Genomic DNA, 13,905 nt, shown 5'->3' with positions numbered 1-13,905 from the left:
CATCCTGCGCTCCAATGCGGCACCACCTGGCTCAAACACCGCATGCGCATGATGTTTCGCACCGCCCTCGCCGCCCTGCTCGCCACGGGCGCTTCGCTGGTTCACGCGGCGCCGCTGGCCTGCATGCAGGAAGGCGTCATCCAGCCCATCCCGCCGGTCTATCTCAAGCCCATCACGCTCAAGGAGTGCACCGACTTCACCGGCCCCGAGGCTGCCGCGGTGGCCGACGCCTGGTGTGACTCGGCGAGCAAGATGACGCTCACGCCCAAGGACACGCCGCCGAAGGTGACGCGCCTGGCCAGCTGCCCCGCCGGCGCACTGGCCGTGTGCCGGTTCAGCGCGCCAGGGGGCCAGGTGCGCATCGGCCGCCACTTCTTCACGGCCGACCCCGCCACCGGCGGCATCGAGAACCTGCGCAAGATGTGCCTGCAGAGCGCGTCCTCCAACCCCGAGTTCACGGTGCTCAAGCCGTGACCGTCGCGGCTCAGGCCGGGTTGTCGATGTCGATGAAGCGCACGTCCAGACCCAGCTCGGCCGCCACGCGCTCGCCAACCCCCTGCACGCCGTAGCGCTCGGTCGCGTGGTGGCCGGCGGCGATGAAGGCCACGCCGGTCTCGCGGGCGTAATGGGCCTGGGGCTCGGAGATTTCGCCGGTGATGAAGACATCGGCGCCGGCGGCGATGGCCCCCTCGAAATAGCCCTGCGCGCCGCCGCTGCACCACGCCACGCGACGCAGCGGCCGGCCGTCACCCGGCACCGCCGTGACGTCGCGACCGGTCAGCGCGCGCAGCTGGGCGCTCACGGCGTCCAGCGTCGTCGGCTCGACGGTCGCCGTGAAACCCAGGTCCTGCTCGCCGAAGCGGCCGTCCGCCACCCAGCCCAGCCGTCGGCCCAGCTGCGCGTTGTTGCCGAGTTCGGGGTGGGCATCCAGCGGCAGGTGGTAGGCGAAGAGGTTGATGTCGTGCGTGATGAGGCGTGCCAGCCGCTGCTTCATCCAGCCGGTCACGCGACCGTCCTGGCCGCGCCAGAACAGGCCGTGATGGACGAGGATGGCATCGGCCTGCGCCTCGATGGCCGCGTCGATCAGCGCCAGGCTCGCCGTGACGCCGCACACCAGGCGCCGCACCTCGTGGCGCCCCTCGACCTGCAGACCGTTCGGCCCATAATCCTTGAACCGCGTGGGCTCCAGCCATTGGTTGAGCTGGCGTTCCAGCGCGGCGCGATCGGTCATGGGGTGATGAAGTGTTGAAGCGGCTCTGGCTGATTTTCGCGCAGGCGGTGACGGTGGCGCTGGCCGCCATGTTTGTTCTCTCGACGCTCAAGCCTCAGTGGCTGTCCCCCGAGCGCCCGCGCGAAGCAACCATCGCCCAGACGGCCCGCCAGATCGCGCTGCCGCCTGCGGCACCTGCCGCCTCCGCCGTGCGCACGGGCTTCGCCGCCGCTGCGCGCGCCGCCGCACCGGCCGTCGTCAGCATCACAGCCAGCAAGGCGCCGGCCCGCGCCGAGCGCGGACAGAACTCGCTGTTCGGCTTCCCGTTCGGCCCACGCCAGCCGCGCAGCACGCCACAGACGGGCCTAGGCTCGGGCGTCATCATCTCGGCCGACGGCGTGCTGCTGACGAACAACCATGTCGTGGACGGTGCGGCCGACATCGAGGTGCAGCTCACCGACGGTCGCCAGGCGCGGGCCACGCTGGTCGGCACCGACCCCGACACCGACGTCGCCGTGCTGAAGATCGCCCTGCCCGACCTGCCGACGATCGGCCTGGGCGACGCCGCCAGCCTGCAGGTGGGCGACGTCGTGCTGGCCATCGGCAACCCGTTCAACGTCGGGCAGACGGTCACGTCGGGCATCGTGTCGGCGCTGGGCCGCAACCAGCTGGGCATCAACACCTTCGAGAACTTCATCCAGACCGACGCGGCCATCAACCCCGGCAATTCCGGCGGCGCGCTGGTGGATGCCGACGGGCGGCTGATCGGCATCAACACGGCCATCTTCTCGCGCAGCGGCGGCAGTCTGGGCATCGGCTTCGCCATCCCCGTGGATGTGGCGCGCCAGGTGGCGGCGGCCATCCTGAAGGACGGCTCGGTCGCGCGCGGCTACATCGGCGTGCAGACGCGCGAGCTGACGCCCGAGCTGGCGGAGGTGCTGAAGCTGGGCAGCACGCGCGGCGTGCTGATCGGCGAAGTCGTCAACGACGGGCCGGCGGCCCGCTCGGGCATCCGGCCCGGCGACGTGCTGACGCGCATCGGCGACCAGCCCGTGAACACGCCGGCCGAGCTGCTGACCAGCGTTGCGGCGCTGAAGCCCGGCAGCCAGGTGGCCATTGGCGTGCAGCGCGCCGGCAAGGCCCTGGACGTCTCCGTCGACGTGGGCCGGCGCAAGCCGCGGGCTCAGCGCCCGTCGGACGACGACTGACCGGCGGCTTCTTCAGGCGCCTGCTTGGCGCGGACGACGTAGCCGGCGGCGAACAGGCCCAGTTCGTACAGCAGGCACATCGGGATGGCCAGCGCCAGCTGCGAGACGATGTCCGGCGGCGTGATGACGGCCGCGATGATGAAGGCCACGACGATGAAGTAGCCGCGCCACTCGCGCAGATTCTCGACCGAGACGATGCCCATGCGCGCCAGCACGACGACGATGACCGGCACCTCGAACGCCGCCCCGAAGGCGATGAACATGTTCATGACGAAGCCGAGGTAGGCCTCGATGTCCGGCGCCGCCGCGATGCTCTTGGGCGCGAAGCTCTGGATGAACTTGAAGACCTGGCCGAACACGAAGAAGTAGCAGAACGCCACGCCGGCGAAGAACAGCAGCGTGCTGGACACCACCAGCGGCACCACCAGCCGCTTCTCGTGCGAATACAGCCCCGGGGCGACAAACGCCCAGGCCTGGTACAGCACCACCGGCAGCGCGAGCAGGAAGCCCGCCAGCATCGTGATCTTGAGCGGCACGAAGAACGGCGCGATGACGTTGGTGGCGATCATCTTCGTGCCTTCGGGCAGGTGCGACACCAGTGGCGCGGCCAGCAGGTCGTAGAGCTGGCCCGGCCCGGGGTACAGGCACAGTGCGCCGAAGCACACGGCGACGGCGATGACGGCGCGCAGCAGCCGGTCGCGCAGCTCCATCAGGTGGGCGACGAAGGGCTGCTCGGTGCCCGACAGCTCGTCGTGGTCGGGATTCTGGAAGGAGCTCATGGTCGGTGCGTGCTGGGCCGCCCCCGACACGCGAAAACCCACGCGAGGGGCTGCGCGCGAAGCGGGCGTGGAGGCATGGGGTTCAGCGCTTCGGGGGGCGGAAGCGGGCGACGCGCGCCGCGCCGGACTGGGTGTGGCGTCGCACGCCGGCCTTCTGCTTGAACCACAGCGGCGTGGCCCCGCGCTTGAGGCGCCAGTTCTTTTTCGGGTGGCGGTATTCGGGCGGCGGCAGCGCGATGCTCGACTCGGCGTAAGCGCCGCTGTCGGACGAGACGTTGCTCCAGGTCTGGTTCAAGGCCTGCGTGGCGGCATTGACCTCCTGGCGCACGCTCTGCTCAACGTCGCTCACCGCCGTCTGGAACTGGCTCTTCATCTTCTGAAGCTCTTCCAGTTCGATGGAGCGGTTGACCTCGGCCTTGACGTCGGCGACATAGCGCTGCGCCTTGCCGAGCAGGGTGCCGACCGTGCGGGCGACGCGCGGCAGCTTCTCGGGGCCGATCACGATCAACGCCACCGCGCCGATCAGCGCGATCTTGTCAAAGCCGAAGTCCAGCACTCGTCAGCTCAGGACTTGGTCTTGGCGTCGACGTCGACCGTGTTCGGGTCGTTGACCTTGTTGACGGTGACCTGCTGCTGGGGCTTGTTGGCCTCTTCGCCGGACACGCCGTCCTTCATGCCGTCCTTGAAACCCTTGACGGCGGCGCCCAGGTCGGAACCGACATTGCGCAGTTTCTTGGTGCCGAAGATGGCGATGACGACGACCAGCACGATCAGCCAGTGCCAAATGCTGAATGAACCCATGATGCTTGCTCCTTGTGGACTGGCTCAAATTCTAGGGGAGGGGCGCACACCGCCAGGATCTGGACGGTAACCGTCCGAAGTCATCGCGACGTCACACCAGTCCGTCAGATGCGGGCGGCTGTCAGCCTTTCAACCAGGGCCGCGGCCCGCCCATGACATGCAGATGCAGGTGAAACACCTCCTGCCCACCGTCCGCGCCGGTGTTGATGATGTGCCGGAAACCATTGGTCACCCCCAGCTCCTTCATCAGCCGCGGGCCCAGTGTGGTCATTCGCCCCAGCAGGCCGGCCTCGGCCTCCGTCACCTCCGCCATCGACGCGATGTGGCGCTTCGGGATGAGCAGGATGTGCACCGGCGCCCAGGGCTGGATGTCGTGGAAGGCGAGGATGTCTTCGTCCTCATAGACCTTCTTGCTCGGGATCTGGCCCGCGACGATCTTGCAGAAGATGCAGTTCGGATCGGAATGACTCACGGCGCGTTTCCTCGTTGGGCGAATTCGGCGAGGCCCGACAGGCCTTCGCGGCGGGCCAGCTCGGCCAGCACGTCTTCCGGCTTCAGACCGAAGTGCGCCAGCGCCACCAGGCTGTGGAACCACAGGTCGGCCACTTCGTAGACCACTTTTTTCGGATCGCCATCCTTGGCGGCCATGACCGTCTCGGTAGCCTCCTCGCCCACCTTTTTCAGGATGGCGTCCAGGCCCTTGTCGAACAGTTTGGCGACGTAGCTGGTGCTCGGGTCGGCGCCCTTGCGCGATTCGATGACCGCGCCGACGCGGGAAAGGATGTCGTCACTCATAGATCTTTTTCGGGTCCTTCAGCACCGGCTCAGCGGCGCTCCAGACGCCGTTCTCCAGCTTCTGGAAGAAGCAGCTGTGCCGGCCGGTGTGGCAGGCGATGCCGGGTTCGTGGCCCAGCTGGGTGATGGTCAGCAGCACGACGTCGTTGTCGCAGTCCATGCGGATGGCGTGCACCTGCTGGAAGTGGCCGCTCTCCTCGCCCTTGTGCCACAGCTTGTTGCGCGAGCGGCTGAAATACACGGCCTGGCCGCGCTCGGCCGTCAGCGCCAGGGCCTCACGGTTCATCCACGCGAACATCAGCACGTCGCCCGTGCCTTGCTCCTGGGCGATGACGGGCACCAGGCCCTTGTCATCCCACTTCACTTCGTCAAGCCAACTGCTCATGGGTTCAGTCTAGGTGAGTGGCACCGATGTGCTGACGCTCTTCGGCAAACCACTGCAACACCGGGATGGTGCCCGGCAGCACGGGCTGCACCTGCACCGGCAGCTCGGCCCAGGCCATCTGCTGGCCTTCCAGCATCTGGAACTCACCGGCCCAGTCGAACACCTTGCAGAAGTTCAGCCGCACCCGGGCATGGGGATAGTCCATGACCAGCGTCTGCCAGGGGTGGGCCGCACCGATCTCGATGCCGATCTCCTCGCGCAGCTCACGGGCGAGCGCCTGCTCGACGGACTCCCCCGCCTCGAGCTTGCCACCCGGGAACTCCCAGTAACCGGCGTAGACCTTGCCCTCGGGGCGCGAGGTCAACAGGAAACGCCCTTCCCGGCCGGCGGCGTCACGCTCCACCAGCACGCCCACGGCCACCTCCACGGGCGTGCGCTCAGACATGATCCAGGCCCTCGGGCGCGTCGTCACCGATGCGCGATGCGGCCGGGCCATCGCCCCCCGCGCCACGGCCGGCGCGGTCGCGTGCGAACTGGAAAGCCACCCGTCCCGAGCGCGAGCCTCGCTCCAGCGCCCAGATCAGCGCGTCCTGCCGCGCGGCGTCGATGGCCGCATCGTCCAGCCCGAAATGGCGCAGCCACTGGGCCACGATGGTCAGATACTCCGCCTGGCTAAACGGGTAGAAGCTGATCCACAACCCGAAGCGCTCGGACAGCGAGATCTTCTCCTCCACCGCCTCGCCGGGGTGGATCTCGCCGTGCTCGCCATGCGTGCCCGCGAGGTTGTCGACCATCTTCTCGGGCAGCAGGTGGCGGCGGTTGCTGGTCGCGTAGATCAGCACGTTGTCGCTGGCGGCGGCGACCGAGCCGTCGAGCACGCTCTTCAGCGCCTTGTAGCTGGCCTCGCCTTCGTCGAAGCTGAGGTCGTCGCAGAACACGATGAAGCGCTCCGGGCGACCGGCCACCTGCTCGACGAGGTCCGGCAGGTCGACGAGGTCGGCCTTGTCGACCTCGATGAGCCGCAGCCCCAGGCCGGAAAACTCGTTCAGCACCGCCTTGATCAGCGAGCTCTTGCCCGTGCCCTTGGCGCCGGTCAGCAGCACGTTGTTGGCCGGCCGGCCCGTGACGAACTGGGCCGTGTTGCGCAGCAGCCGCTCCTTCTGCGGCTCGACTTCCTGCAGGTCGGACAACCGGATGCGGGCGACGGCGCGCACCGGCTCCAGGCACAGCGTGCCGTGGCGGCGCCGGGCGCGAAACGCGGTGGAGGCCGCCCAGTCGGGCGGCGTGGCCGCGCGGGGCAGCACCGCCTCCAGGCGGGTCAGCAGGCCCTCGGCGCGGGCGAGAAAGGATTCCAGAGCGGCGGACATCGCCGCAGTTTAGGCGGCCGCCTCAGCCGATGGCCTTGAGCGAGGCCTCGAGCTGCTCGGTCGGCAGCCGCTTGAAGCCCGACCGCGCATAGCGCTGCAGCCGGCCGATGATGAAGCTGACCCACACCGACGCCTGCACATTGGCCTGCACCGTGGGCGTCTGCACGCCCTGGGCCTCGGCCGCCGCGCGCAGCACCTGCCGCAGCGACGATTCGATGCGGTCGAAGAACTGGTTGATGCGGGCCGTCAGCCGTTCGTTCTCGTACACCAGCGCATCGCCCACCATCACCCGGGTCATGCCCGGGTTTCTCTCACCGAACTGCAGGATGAGCGAGGCGATACGGGCCGCCTGCCCGGGCATGGGCTGCGGCATGTCCACGACCTGGTGGACCAGCCCGAAGACGCTGCTCTCGATGAAATCGATGAGCGCTTCGAACATCTGCGCCTTGCTGGCGAAATGCCGGTACAGCGCGGCCTCGCTGACGTCGAGCTTGGCGGCCAGAGCCGCAGTGGTGATGCGGTCGGCGCCGGGCTGCTCCAGCATGCCGGCCAGCACCTGCAGGATCTGCGTGCGGCGCTCCCCCGGTTTGGGGCGTTTGCGGGGCCCGGTTGTCGAGGAGGCAGCGACCGGTTCGGAATGGATGTCGGTGTTCACATCCGCAATCTTGCCGCAAGCCGACGGCTCGCCAGGTGACGACAGTGCAACCGGTATTGCCGGGCGTGCCTCTTGGCACGATTGCGCTCAGTCTCGCAGCCAGCCCAGGCGGCGAGCTTCGTAGATGGCCTCGACCTTGGAGCGCACGTGCAGCTTGCGGTAGACGCGCTTCACGTAGGTCATGACCGTGTGCGGCGACACCTGCATGAATTGCGCGATCTCGTCGAACGTGAAACCCTTGGCCGCCAGGTGCAGCACGCGAGACTCCTGCTCGGACAGCGCCACCACCTCCTCCGCCGCCATGGCCGCCGCCATCGCCTCGGGAGACGGGCCGCTCGTGCTCTGGGCGCCTGGCGCCAGGCGCACCAGCAGCCGGCGCGCGATGACGGGGCTGATGGGGCTGCCGCCGGCGCGCAACGAGCGCAACTGGCCCGGCAGGTCCAGCGCCAGGCTGTCCTTGAGCAGATAGCCGGTGGCGCCGGCCTCGATGCTGGCGACGACATGCTGCTCATCGCCGAACACGGAGATGACCATGACCTCGCACTGCGGACGTGTCTGCGCGGCGTGGCGGATCAACTCGATGCCGCTGCCGCCGGGGAGGTCGAGGTCGACGAGCAGCACGTCGGGCTGCAGCTGATCAAACATGCGCCGCCCCTGCGGCAGGTCGGGCGCGATGCCCAGCAGCTCGATGTCGGGCACGCTACCCAGGGCATGGGTGAAGGCCTCCCGAAAACGGGCCTGGTCTTCGACGATAAGGACCGAGAACGGTGTCATTGAGGCGTCAGAGCTTTGGGGAACAGAAGAACAGATTGTCGTGGGCCACGATAGCCACACGCCAGCCCTCGATTTGACTCAGCCATTCGGGAACCGAGCCAACGCAACCAGCGAACGCACGCGCCGGCTCACGTAGGCGGGGCGGTGCTGCAGGCGCCGGCCATCGGCGGCCTTGCGCAGCCAGCGCTGCATCCAGACCGTGTGCAGCCCCAGGCTGCGCGCCGCCTTCTGGTGGATGAGCGTGTCCTCGACCAGCACGCAGCGCTCGGGCCGCAGCTTCAGCCGCGCCAGCACGACGCGGAACATGCGCGTGTCAGGCTTGGGGCGGGAGTGGCCGAAAAGCTCCATGTCCTCCACGCAGATCAGTCGCTCGAAGACGTCCCGCAGGCCGATGGCCGCCAGCACGCGCTCGGCATAGCTGCGCGGCGCATTGGTCATCAGCAGCTTGCGGCCCGGCAGGCGGCGCAGCGCAGCGAGGTCATGCGCATGGCCGTGCAGATGCGCCTCCAGCCCCGGCAGGCGGTGCGTCTCGCGCAGGAAATGTGCGGGCTTGACACCATGGTGGCGCTGCAGGCCGGTGAGTGTGGCGCCGTAACGCTGCCAGTAATGGTTGCGCAGCGCAGCGGCGGCCTCCTCGGTCAGGCCGAGGTAGGTGACCATGTAGGCCGCCATGGACGCGTTGAGCTCAGGAAACGCCCGATGCGACGCGTTGTGAAGCGTGTCGTCGAGGTCGAACAGCCAGACCTTGTTGCGTGGGTTCATGTCGTGGCGCGCCGTCTTCGGCCGGCAGCGCAGTGGCTCACCGAGACGAAATCATCGAAAGTCATCCCCTGCGGGTCGGACGCAGAACGAGCCTTTCGTCTCAACGAGACGAAATCATCGTTCCGTAGGCCTGGTCCGTCAGCACTTCCAGCAGCATCGCGTGCGGCACGCGCCCGTCGATGATGTGCACGGCGTTGACGCCGCTCTTGGCCGCGTCGATGGCGCCGGCGATCTTCGGGATCATGCCGCCGCTGATCGTGCCGTCTTCCACCAGCTCGTCGATGCGGCGGGGCGTCAGCTCGGTCAGCAGCTCGCCCTGCTTGTCCAGCACGCCGCGGATGTTGGTCAGCATCAGCAGCTTCTCGGCCTGCAGCACGGTGGCCAGCTTGGCGGCGACGACGTCGGCGTTGATGTTGTAGCTCTCGTTGGCCTCACCGAAGCCGATCGGGCTGACGACGGGAATGAACTGATCGTCCTGCAGCGCCTTCACGACGCTGGGGTCGATGGCGACGATGTCGCCCACCTGGCCGATGTCGTGTTCCTTGCTCGGGTCGTCCTTGTCCAGCATCTTGAGCTGCTTGGCGCGGATCATGCCGCCGTCACGGCCGGTCAGGCCCACGGCCTTGCCGCCGGCAGCATTGATCAGGCCCACGATGTCCTGCTGCACCTCGCCGGCCAGCACCCATTCCACGACGCCCATGGTCTCGGCGTCGGTCACGCGCATGCCCTGGATGAAGTGGCCCTTCTTGCCCAGCTTGTTGAGCGCGTCCTCGATCTGCGGCCCGCCGCCGTGCACGACCACCGGGTTCAGGCCCACGAGCTTGAGCAGCACCACGTCCTCGGCGAAGTCCTTCTGCAGCTCCGGGTCCGTCATCGCGTTGCCGCCATACTTGATGACGATGGTCTTGCCGTGGAACTTGCGGATGTAAGGCAGGGCTTGGGAGAGGATCTCGGCCTTCTCGCGCGGCGCGATGTGGGAAACGTCGGTGAGGTGGGGACTGGTCATGCGTCGGGCTCCGGGGAATGGCCGGCATTCTAGGGAGCGCCTGCGGCCCGCCGGGCGATGACCCACCTGACCCCGGAACAGGGGGCATGGCGACAAAATGGCGGGATGCAAGCCAGCGCCTATCTGAAGCTTTCCATCGCGACGGCGGTGGTCACCATCGCCTTGAAGACGGCGGCGTGGTGGTGGACAGGCTCCGTCAGCCTGGCGGCCGATGCGCTGGAATCCCTCGTCAACCTGGCCGGCGCGATGTTCGCGCTGGCGATGGTGACGCTGGCCGCGCAGCCACCCGACGCCGAGCACCCCTACGGCCACCACAAGGCCGAGTACTTCTCGAGCGGCTTCGAGGGCATCCTCATCATCGCGGCGGGCCTGGGCATCATCTGGGGCGCAGCGGAGCGCTGGCAGCACCCGCAGCCCCTGGAGGGTGTGGGCCTGGGTGTGGCGCTGGCCATCGTCAGCTCGGCGCTCAACGGCGCCATGGCCTGGGCCATGCTGCGCAAGGCGCGCGAGGTGCACTCCGTTGCGCTGGAAGGCGACGCCCGGCACCTGATCACCGACGTCTGGACCTCAGCCGGCGTCGTGGCCGGCCTGCTGGGTGTCATGGCCACCGGCTGGCAATGGCTGGACCCGCTGCTGGCCATCGTCGTGGCCGCCAACATCCTGCGCGAAGGCGTGCACCTGATCCGGCGCTCCAGCCAAGGCCTCATGGACACGGCGCTGGACGCCGAGGCCATGGCGCGCGTGCAAGCCGTGCTGGAGGGCTTTCGCCAGCCCGAGACGGTGCGCTTCGACCACATCGTCAGCCGCGTCGCCGGCCAGCGCCGCTTCGTGGACCTGCACATGCACATGCCCGCCAGCTGGTCGCTCGGTCAGGCGGCGCGCCAGCGCTCGGCCGTCGAGCAGGCGCTGATGCAGGCCGTGCCGGGCCTGCGCGCCACCATCCAGTTGCTGCCCATGGACGTGGAAGCCCATTTCGATGACCCCAAGGATTTGCTGTGATCGCCCTGCTGCAACGTGTTCGTGAGGCCCGCGTGGAAGTGGCCGGCCAGGTCATCGGCCAGATCGACCAGGGGCTGCTGATGCTGGTGTGCGCCGAGCCGGCCGACAGCGAGGCGACGGCCGAGAAACTGATCGCCAAGGTGCTGAAGCTGCGCGTCTTCAGCGACGACGCCGGCAAGATGAACCGCAGCGTGCAGGACGTGGCGGGCGGGCTGCTCATCGTCAGCCAGTTCACGCTCGCGGCCGACACCCAGGGCGGCAACCGGCCAAGTTTTTCAGGCGCAGCGCCGGCCGAACTGGGGCGGCGCCTCTACGACCACACGCTGGCCATCGCGCGCCGCCAGCATCCAGTGGTCGCGAGCGGCGAATTCGGGGCGGACATGCAGGTGCACCTGGTCAACGACGGCCCGGTGACCATCCCCATGCGAATGGCCTGAAGCCTAAGCCGCGAACGCCACCACCGCGGGCGCGGGGTGCGGCAGCGCGGCCCAGCGCTCGGCAGTCAGCTCGTACAAGAGCGATGCGGCATTGCCGGGGCCGTCTGACAACGTGCCCTTGGGCCGCATTCCCAGCCCTTCGAGCGTCTTGCGCGTCGGGGCATTGCTGGGCAGCACCGCTGCGGCAACCGCCGGCTCGTGGCGCTGGTCGAAGGCCTGGCCGAACGCGTGCAATGCCATCTCGGAAGCCAGCCCCCGGCCCCAGGCCTGCGGCGTGAAACGGTAGTACAGGAACAGCCCGTCATGGCCTGCAACGCTGCGGTGCATCAGGCCGCCGAAGCCGATCAAGGTGTCGGGACGCTCACGCTCGGCGATCGCCCAGTGACCGAAACCATGGGCCTGCCAATGGCTGATCCACGCCTGCAACTGGGCCCGCGTGGCGTCTCGGCCTTGCGGCGTCGCGGCGACGCAGAAGCGGGTGACGGCAGGGTCGGCGTAGAGGGCCACCATCGTGTCGAGATCGCTGTCTCGCGGCGGTCGCAGCACCAGACGGTGGGTCAGCCCGGCTACAGGCTGTGCGGTGACGGAGTCACGCGGCTCATTCAGGACCATGAAACGGCAGACGGTCGGTACAAACCCTAGGAGGGTAGCGACGACCGGCCGCGAGGGGAAGCCCAACGAGCCGTAGCTGTGTCATTCCCGTCACAAATACACACAAAACTGCCGCAACACCGGCCTAGCTGTCACGTCGGCGACACGACAACTCCGCGCCGGTGGCGGCAACGCGGCGGGGCCGCGTCTTTCAGCCGATCAGCAGCGCGTTGACGCGCTTCACGTAGGCAGCCGGGTCTTCCAGGTGGCCGCCTTCCGCCAGCACGGCCTGGTCGAACAGCACCTGGGCCAGCTCGTCGAAGTGCGCACTGCCGTCCAGCCGCTTGACCAGCGCGTGCTCGGCATTGATCTCCAGCGTGGGCAGCGACACCGGCGCCGCCTGGCCGGCCTGCTTCAGCAGGCGCGCCAGATGGCCGCTGACGTCGCCCTCCTCGACGACGATGCAGGCGGGCGAATCGACCAGGCGCGTCGTCACGCGCACATCCTTGGCGCGGTCCTTCAGCGCGTCTTTCAGCTTGTCCAGCAGCGGCTTGAAGGCTTCGGCCGTTGCCTCGGCCTTCTTCTTCTCGTCCTCGTCCTGCAGCTTGCCCAGGTCGACGGCGCCCTTGGCGACCGACTGCAATTGCTTGCCATCGAACTCGTAGAGGTGGCTGAGCATCCACTCGTCCACGCGGTCCACCAGCAGCAGCACCTCGATGCCCTTCTTGCGGAAGATCTCCAGCTGCGGGCTGTGCTTGGCGGCGGCCAGCGAGTCGGCGGTGATGTAGTAGATGACCTCCTGGCCGTCCTTCATGCGGCTCACATAGTCGGCCAGGCTGACGCCTTCGTCGGCCTGCGTGGACGCAAAGCGGAACAGCTTGGCCAGACGTTCCTGGTTCTGGTGGTCCTCGCCGATGCCCTCCTTCAGCACCTGGCCGAAGTCCTTCCAGAATGCCGCGTACTTGGCGCGTTCGGCCTCGTCCTCGCTGTTGGCCAGGCTCTCCAGCATGCCCAGCACGCGCTTGGTCGAACCCTCGCGGATGGCCTTCACATCGCGGCTTTCCTGCAGCAGCTCGCGGCTCACGTTCAACGGCAGGTCGGCCGAGTCGATCACGCCCTTGACGAAGCGCAGGTAGACCGGCATCAGCGCCTCGGCGTCGTCCATGATGAAGACGCGCTTGACGTACAGCTTCACGCCGCCGCGCTTGTCGCGGTTCCACAGCTCGAACGGGGCCTTGGCCGGGATGTAGAGCAGCTGCGTGTACTCGCTGCGGCCTTCCACGCGGTTGTGCGTGTGGATCAGCGGCGCCTCGCTGTCGTGGCTGATCTGCTTGTAGAACTCCTCGTACTGCTCGGGCGTGATGTCGCTCTTGGCGCGGCTCCACAGCGCCGACGCCTTGTTGACCGGCTCCCATTCGTCGGTGATGACCTGCTTGGCGTTCTCGACGTCCCAGGTCTCCTTCTTCATCAGGATGGGCAGCGAGATGTGGTCGCTGTACTTGGCGATGGTCGACTTGACGCGCCAGGTCTTCAGGAACTCCTCTTCACCCTCGCGCAGGTGCAGGATGACGTCGGTGCCGCGGCCGGCCTTGGTGATGGTCTCGATCTCGTACTCGCCGGTGCCCTCGCTGGTCCAGCGAACGCCTTGCTCGGCCGGCAGCCCGGCGCGGCGCGTCTCGACGGTGATGCGGTCGGCGACGATGAAGCCGGAGTAGAAGCCCACACCGAACTGGCCGATGAGCTGGGCGTCCTTCTTCTGGTCGCCTTCGAGCTTGGCCATGAACTCGCGCGTGCCGCTCTTGGCGATGGTGCCCAGGTGCGACGCCGCCTCTTCGGCGCTCATGCCGATGCCGTTGTCGCTGATGGTCAGCGTCTTGGCTTCCTCATCGAAACTGACGCGCACCTCCAGGTTGGGCGCATCCTCGAACAGCGCCGCGTTGTCCAGCGCCTCGAAGCGCAGCTTGTCGCAGGCATCGCTGGCGTTGCTGACCAGCTCACGCAGGAAGATCTCCTTGTTGGAGTACAGGCTGTGCGTGACGAGGTGCAGAATCTGTTTGACTTCAGCTTGGAATGCGTGGATTTGCTTGGTCATGGCAATGGAAAAACTTTAGGGAATCGCTGGGCATCGCCGCCCCG

The 13,905-nt window shown here is 67.8% G+C and carries 18 protein-coding genes and 2 pseudogenes; 4 read left to right on the top strand and 16 right to left on the bottom strand.

The genetic code is table 11. The features are described 5' to 3' along the window. Positions 1 to 42 precede the first annotated feature (42 nt). Positions 43 to 474 carry a hypothetical protein gene (locus tag ACG00X_RS18390; protein ID WP_394490151.1) on the top strand — a complete coding sequence of 144 codons (432 nt, stop codon included), beginning with the start codon at positions 43 to 45 and terminating at the stop codon, positions 472 to 474. Between the two features lie 10 nt (positions 475 to 484). Here ACG00X_RS18390 and ACG00X_RS18385 read toward each other — a convergent pair whose 3' ends face one another. After that, positions 485 to 1,231 carry a Nif3-like dinuclear metal center hexameric protein gene (locus tag ACG00X_RS18385; protein WP_394490149.1) on the bottom strand — a complete coding sequence of 249 codons (747 nt, stop codon included), beginning with the start codon at positions 1,229 to 1,231 and terminating at the stop codon, positions 485 to 487. A gap of 11 nt (positions 1,232 to 1,242) precedes the next feature. Between ACG00X_RS18385 and ACG00X_RS18380 the strand changes: the two genes are divergently transcribed. Further along, on the top strand, positions 1,243 to 2,418 hold the full coding sequence (locus ACG00X_RS18380; protein WP_394490146.1) for a S1C family serine protease: 1,176 nt from the start codon (positions 1,243 to 1,245) through the stop codon (positions 2,416 to 2,418). Here the strand turns inward: ACG00X_RS18380 and tatC are convergent. The 13 genes and pseudogenes from tatC to argB all read right to left on the bottom strand — a co-directional run bounded on the left by tatC (position 2,394) and on the right by argB (position 9,742). Continuing rightward, the gene (tatC, locus tag ACG00X_RS18375; protein ID WP_394490144.1) at positions 2,394 to 3,197 is read right to left on the bottom strand and encodes a twin-arginine translocase subunit TatC; all 804 of its coding nucleotides are present in this window, start codon (positions 3,195 to 3,197) and stop codon (positions 2,394 to 2,396) included. The genes ACG00X_RS18380 and tatC overlap by 25 nt on opposite strands. 82 nt (positions 3,198 to 3,279) lie before the next feature. After that, a pseudogene (gene tatB / locus ACG00X_RS18370) lies at positions 3,280 to 3,420 on the bottom strand (Sec-independent protein translocase protein TatB); the annotation flags it as partial. Positions 3,421 to 3,524: 104 nt separating this feature from the next. After that, positions 3,525 to 3,753, bottom strand: a pseudogene (gene tatB, locus ACG00X_RS18365) (Sec-independent protein translocase protein TatB); the annotation flags it as partial. 8 nt (positions 3,754 to 3,761) lie between these two features. After that, positions 3,762 to 3,998 (bottom strand): Sec-independent protein translocase subunit TatA, encoded by a 237-nt coding sequence (tatA, locus tag ACG00X_RS18360; RefSeq protein WP_394490142.1) that lies wholly within the window; start codon positions 3,996 to 3,998, stop codon positions 3,762 to 3,764. 121 nt (positions 3,999 to 4,119) lie between these two features. Next, positions 4,120 to 4,470 carry a histidine triad nucleotide-binding protein gene (locus ACG00X_RS18355; protein WP_394490140.1) on the bottom strand — a complete coding sequence of 117 codons (351 nt, stop codon included), beginning with the start codon at positions 4,468 to 4,470 and terminating at the stop codon, positions 4,120 to 4,122. Then, the gene (locus ACG00X_RS18350) at positions 4,467 to 4,793 is read right to left on the bottom strand and encodes a phosphoribosyl-ATP diphosphatase (protein ID WP_394490138.1); all 327 of its coding nucleotides are present in this window, start codon (positions 4,791 to 4,793) and stop codon (positions 4,467 to 4,469) included. The genes ACG00X_RS18355 and ACG00X_RS18350 overlap by 4 nt, the downstream gene beginning before the upstream one ends. Next, positions 4,786 to 5,178: a phosphoribosyl-AMP cyclohydrolase gene (gene hisI, locus ACG00X_RS18345; protein WP_394490136.1), complete on the bottom strand. Its 393-nt coding sequence runs from the start codon at positions 5,176 to 5,178 to the stop codon at positions 4,786 to 4,788. The genes ACG00X_RS18350 and hisI overlap by 8 nt, the downstream gene beginning before the upstream one ends. Positions 5,179 to 5,182: 4 nt before the next feature. Next, positions 5,183 to 5,623 carry an NUDIX domain-containing protein gene (locus ACG00X_RS18340; protein ID WP_394490134.1) on the bottom strand — a complete coding sequence of 147 codons (441 nt, stop codon included), beginning with the start codon at positions 5,621 to 5,623 and terminating at the stop codon, positions 5,183 to 5,185. Continuing rightward, on the bottom strand, positions 5,616 to 6,545 hold the full coding sequence (locus tag ACG00X_RS18335) for an ATP-binding protein (RefSeq protein WP_394490132.1): 930 nt from the start codon (positions 6,543 to 6,545) through the stop codon (positions 5,616 to 5,618). The genes ACG00X_RS18340 and ACG00X_RS18335 overlap by 8 nt, the downstream gene beginning before the upstream one ends. Positions 6,546 to 6,567: 22 nt before the next feature. Next, a complete protein-coding gene (gene slmA / locus ACG00X_RS18330; protein WP_394490216.1) occupies positions 6,568 to 7,209 on the bottom strand; it encodes a nucleoid occlusion factor SlmA in 642 nt (213 codons plus the stop codon). Positions 7,210 to 7,287: 78 nt separating this feature from the next. Further along, positions 7,288 to 7,974: a response regulator gene (locus ACG00X_RS18325; protein ID WP_394490130.1), complete on the bottom strand. Its 687-nt coding sequence runs from the start codon at positions 7,972 to 7,974 to the stop codon at positions 7,288 to 7,290. 78 nt (positions 7,975 to 8,052) lie between these two features. Then, entirely contained in the window at positions 8,053 to 8,736 is a 684-nt protein-coding gene (locus ACG00X_RS18320; protein WP_394490128.1) for a pyrimidine 5'-nucleotidase, read from the bottom strand. 100 nt (positions 8,737 to 8,836) lie between these two features. Continuing rightward, positions 8,837 to 9,742, bottom strand: coding sequence for an acetylglutamate kinase (gene argB, locus ACG00X_RS18315; protein WP_394490126.1), 906 nt, complete (start codon positions 9,740 to 9,742; stop codon positions 8,837 to 8,839). Positions 9,743 to 9,847: 105 nt separating this feature from the next. Here argB and ACG00X_RS18310 point away from each other — a divergent pair, with 105 nt between their 5' ends. Both ACG00X_RS18310 and dtd read left to right on the top strand, forming a co-directional pair. Then, positions 9,848 to 10,741 (top strand): cation diffusion facilitator family transporter, encoded by an 894-nt coding sequence (locus ACG00X_RS18310; RefSeq protein WP_394490124.1) that lies wholly within the window; start codon positions 9,848 to 9,850, stop codon positions 10,739 to 10,741. Next, positions 10,738 to 11,178 carry a D-aminoacyl-tRNA deacylase gene (gene dtd, locus ACG00X_RS18305; RefSeq protein ID WP_394490122.1) on the top strand — a complete coding sequence of 147 codons (441 nt, stop codon included), beginning with the start codon at positions 10,738 to 10,740 and terminating at the stop codon, positions 11,176 to 11,178. Before ACG00X_RS18310 ends, dtd begins: the two co-directional genes overlap by 4 nt. A gap of 3 nt (positions 11,179 to 11,181) precedes the next feature. Here dtd and ACG00X_RS18300 read toward each other — a convergent pair whose 3' ends face one another. Both ACG00X_RS18300 and htpG read right to left on the bottom strand, forming a co-directional pair. Continuing rightward, positions 11,182 to 11,856 carry a GNAT family N-acetyltransferase gene (locus ACG00X_RS18300; protein WP_394490120.1) on the bottom strand — a complete coding sequence of 225 codons (675 nt, stop codon included), beginning with the start codon at positions 11,854 to 11,856 and terminating at the stop codon, positions 11,182 to 11,184. Positions 11,857 to 11,980: 124 nt separating this feature from the next. After that, on the bottom strand, positions 11,981 to 13,861 hold the full coding sequence (htpG, locus tag ACG00X_RS18295; RefSeq protein WP_394490118.1) for a molecular chaperone HtpG: 1,881 nt from the start codon (positions 13,859 to 13,861) through the stop codon (positions 11,981 to 11,983). Positions 13,862 to 13,905: the final 44 nt, after the last annotated feature.

It is taken from the genome of Pelomonas nitida (genome assembly GCF_043555975.1).
Taxonomy (GTDB): Bacteria; Pseudomonadota; Gammaproteobacteria; order Burkholderiales; family Burkholderiaceae_C; genus Pelomonas; species Pelomonas nitida.
The sequence above is the reverse complement of the archived record's forward strand: the minus strand, read 5'-3'. Positions and strand labels throughout refer to the sequence as shown.

Coding starts and splice junctions, on each gene's coding strand:
- ACG00X_RS18390 (WP_394490151.1), top strand. CDS start 43: ATGCGCATGATGTTTCGCACCGCCCTCGCCGCCCTGCTCGCCACGGGC.
- ACG00X_RS18385 (WP_394490149.1), bottom strand. CDS start 1,231: ATGACCGATCGCGCCGCGCTGGAACGCCAGCTCAACCAATGGCTGGAG.
- tatC (WP_394490144.1), bottom strand. CDS start 3,197: ATGAGCTCCTTCCAGAATCCCGACCACGACGAGCTGTCGGGCACCGAG.
- tatA (WP_394490142.1), bottom strand. CDS start 3,998: ATGGGTTCATTCAGCATTTGGCACTGGCTGATCGTGCTGGTCGTCGTC.
- ACG00X_RS18350 (WP_394490138.1), bottom strand. CDS start 4,793: ATGAGTGACGACATCCTTTCCCGCGTCGGCGCGGTCATCGAATCGCGC.
- hisI (WP_394490136.1), bottom strand. CDS start 5,178: ATGAGCAGTTGGCTTGACGAAGTGAAGTGGGATGACAAGGGCCTGGTG.
- ACG00X_RS18340 (WP_394490134.1), bottom strand. CDS start 5,623: ATGTCTGAGCGCACGCCCGTGGAGGTGGCCGTGGGCGTGCTGGTGGAG.
- ACG00X_RS18335 (WP_394490132.1), bottom strand. CDS start 6,545: ATGTCCGCCGCTCTGGAATCCTTTCTCGCCCGCGCCGAGGGCCTGCTG.
- ACG00X_RS18325 (WP_394490130.1), bottom strand. CDS start 7,974: ATGACACCGTTCTCGGTCCTTATCGTCGAAGACCAGGCCCGTTTTCGG.
- ACG00X_RS18320 (WP_394490128.1), bottom strand. CDS start 8,736: ATGAACCCACGCAACAAGGTCTGGCTGTTCGACCTCGACGACACGCTT.
- argB (WP_394490126.1), bottom strand. CDS start 9,742: ATGACCAGTCCCCACCTCACCGACGTTTCCCACATCGCGCCGCGCGAG.
- ACG00X_RS18310 (WP_394490124.1), top strand. CDS start 9,848: ATGCAAGCCAGCGCCTATCTGAAGCTTTCCATCGCGACGGCGGTGGTC.
- htpG (WP_394490118.1), bottom strand. CDS start 13,861: ATGACCAAGCAAATCCACGCATTCCAAGCTGAAGTCAAACAGATTCTG.